Origin of the sequence: Frankia sp. AiPs1, assembly GCF_023716945.1 — a bacterium.
Taxonomy (GTDB): domain Bacteria; phylum Actinomycetota; class Actinomycetes; order Frankiales; family Frankiaceae; genus Frankia.
Window position 1 is genome coordinate 1 of the sequence record NZ_JAMQQF010000670.1, and the last position, 2,994, is coordinate 2,994.

Here is a 2,994-nt window from a genome sequence, read left to right on the forward strand (position 1 = left end):
CGCCGGGGCGGGGCTGGCGGGAGTGTCCTGGCGGGGGACTGCCGGGGTGAGACCGGGCGCAGGCGCCGCGGCCTCGGGCGAGGCCGGGCTGCCGTCGTCGACGTCCACGCCGAAGTCGCGGGCGAGGCCGGCGAGGCCGTCGGAGTAACCCTGCCCGACGGCGCGGACCTTCCACTCCCCTCCCCGGCGGTAGATCTCGACGAGGGTGACCACGGTCTCGCTCGACAGCGGCGGCGGGGTGAAGTGGGCGCTGAGCTTGCCGCGCCGGTCGTGCAGCGTCAGGACGGGCCCGGGTAGCTGCCCGAAGGGCGTCGTGCCGTCCTCGGAGCTGGCGACGATCACGACACGTTCGGCGCCGGGCCGCAGCCGCTCCGGATCCACCATCACCTCGTCGCCGCTGAGGATGACACCGGCCGTCGCCGGCTGGTTGTAGAAGACGAAGTCGTCATCCCCGTCGACCTTGCCGTGCGCCGCGGTCACCAACGCGCACAGGTCGAACGGCCCGATCAGGCGAACCGAGACGGGGCCGCGGGGCAGCGGCGCGTTCGCACCGGGCACGAGCTCTGTCATCCGTCCCACTCCCGTGGCTGTTCTGGTCGGTGCGGATCTGGTCGGTGCGGATGCGCCGCCGCCGGCCGATCGCCGGGTTCGGGCGGGCGCCGGGCGGCGGCGACGTGTCCGCCTGCTCTAGATGTACCGGGAGATGGGCGCGGCCACCATGCCTGACGCCGCGCGGCCCCAGGTCCGTGCCACGTCCGGGCGGGATTCTGGCTTGTCCGAGTGATATCCGTGAGCGTCCGATGTCCCCCGGTAAGACCACGATCACCGGACTTGGCCCGTCGCCGGGAGTCCCGTGGGCCGCGGTGGCCGCCACCACCGACCGATGATCACGACGTGGGTTGCCGTGGCTGTTGTGGATGGTTTGCTTGTCACGCCGGTCGGGCCCGCCGTACCGTCTGCGTCGGTTGCCGTGATCAATGGTTCCGGCGTGCGAGGGCCGGTGTGTGAGGTCCGGCGCGCGAGGTCCGTGGCGCGAGGGGCGGGAGCCGCACGTCGCTACCCGGGCGAGCCGATGGCCGTCATGGGACCGCTGGGGGGATGAAGCAGGGCGCGCCGCTGGGTGGCGTCCGGAGCAGGGTGGACCGTGAACGACGTCATGGGCTTCGCGCTGCTCAGTCTCGGGACGGGCGCGCTGTATGCGCTGGTCGCCGCGGGTGTGGTGGTGATCGCCCGCGGGGCCGGAGTGCTCAACGTGGCCCAGGGCGCGCTGGTGGCGTGGGCCGCCTACGCCTTCCACGGTCTGCATGGCCCGTGGGGACTACCGCTGGTCCTGGCCGCGGTGCTCACCGTCGCGTCGACGGCCGGCATCGGTGTCGCATTCCAGGTGCTGGTCATGCGTCCGCTGCGGGAGGCGACGGCGCTGCTGCGGCTGATGGCGACCCTCGGCCTGCTGATCATTCTCCAGTCGTCGCTGACCCTGATGTTCGCCGGCGCGGTGCGCACCTCCCCGACGGTGCTGCCCACCGGCACGGTCGAGCTGTTCGGCGAGTCCGTCGGCGTGGACGTGTTCGTCCGGCTCGTCGCGGTCGTCGTGGTCGTCGCGGCGGCGTGGGCGGTCTTCCGGTTCACGACGGTGGGGCTCGCCGCGACGGCGGCCACCGAGAACCCGCGGGCCGCCGCCACCTTCGGCTGGTCCGTCGACGCGATCGCCGCCGGCGCGTGGGGTGCCGGCGGCGCGCTCGCCGGCCTCGGCGGCGTCCTGCTCGCCCCGCTGCAGAACCCGCTGTCGGCGACGAACCTGCTGCTGCTCATCGTGCCGGCGCTGGCGGTGGCGCTGGTGGCGCGGTTCCAGTCCTTCCCCGGGGTGCTGCTCGGCGGCCTCGTGCTCGGTGTCATCGAGGTGGAGGCGCAGTACGAGCTCGTCGCGCACCATCCCTGGTGGCGTGGGGTCGACCGGGCGGTGCCGCTGGCCGTCATCGTCTTCTACCTGGCGGTGCGCGGCCGGGGCCTGCCCGAGCGGGGCCACCTCGCCGAGCGCCACCCGGTGCTCGGCAGCGGCCGGGTCCATCCGCGGGCCCTCGCGGTCGCCGTCGCGGCGATGCTGGCGGCGGTCTGGCTGCTGCCCCGCGACTGGGTCGACGCCCTCGACGCCAACGCGCTGTGGGCGCTGATCATCCTGTCCGTCGTGGTGCTCGTCGGGTTCACCGGGCAGCTCTCCCTGGCCCAGCTCGCCTTCTCCGGGATCGCGGCGCTGATCGCCGGGCGGCTCGTCGCGACCCGCGGCTGGCCGCTGGAGGCGGCGATGGCCGTCGGGGTGGCCGGCACCGCCGTCGTCGGGCTGCTGTTCGCGCTGCCCGCGCTGCGCACCCGGGGGTTGCAGCTCGCGGTGGTGACCCTCGGCCTCGGCGCGGCCGTCGACGCCCTGCTGTTCCAGCGGGGCTACCACTCCCCGCCACCCCCGGGGGCGGGGGGGCTCGGGTCGCTGTTCGGTGACCTCGCCTCGCCGGAGGGAACGGTGGTGGGACGCCAGCGCTTCCTCGGCGTCCCGCTGGACAAGGTGACCGACCCGCGGGGCTTCGCGACGGTGTCCGTGCTCGCCTTCGTCCTGGTCGCGCTCGCGGTCGCGAACCTGCGCCGCGGCCGGGCCGGACGGCGGCTGATCGCGGTGCGGACCAACGAGCGGGCCGCCGCGGCGCTGGGCATCAGCGTCGTGGCCGCCAAGCTGTACGCGTTCGCGCTGTCCGCGGCCATCGCCGGGTTCGGCGGGGTGCTCTACGCCTTCTACGTCTACGGCGAGCGCGGCAACATCGACTACGGCGACGGGACGTTCGCGCCGTTCTCCTCGATCCTGCTCATCGCCTACGCCGTCGTCGGCGGGGTCGGCTGGGTGAGCGGCTCGTTCGCGGGCGCGACGATGGCCGCCGGCGCGCTGGCGACCCGCATCGGCGGCTCGGTCGGGCAGTGGCTCGGCCGGCTCGGCGCGTTGCTGCGGGT

General features: G+C 74.4%; 1 protein-coding gene and 1 pseudogene. One reads left to right on the top strand and one right to left on the bottom strand.

The genetic code is table 11. The features are described from left to right. Positions 1-570 (bottom strand): TerD family protein (locus ND748_RS29145; protein ID WP_251749402.1); only part of this gene is annotated, 570 nt, incomplete at its 3' end. Between the two features lie 574 nt (positions 571-1,144). Here ND748_RS29145 and ND748_RS29150 point away from each other — a divergent pair. Then, a pseudogene (locus tag ND748_RS29150) lies at positions 1,145-2,994 on the top strand (ABC transporter); the annotation flags it as partial.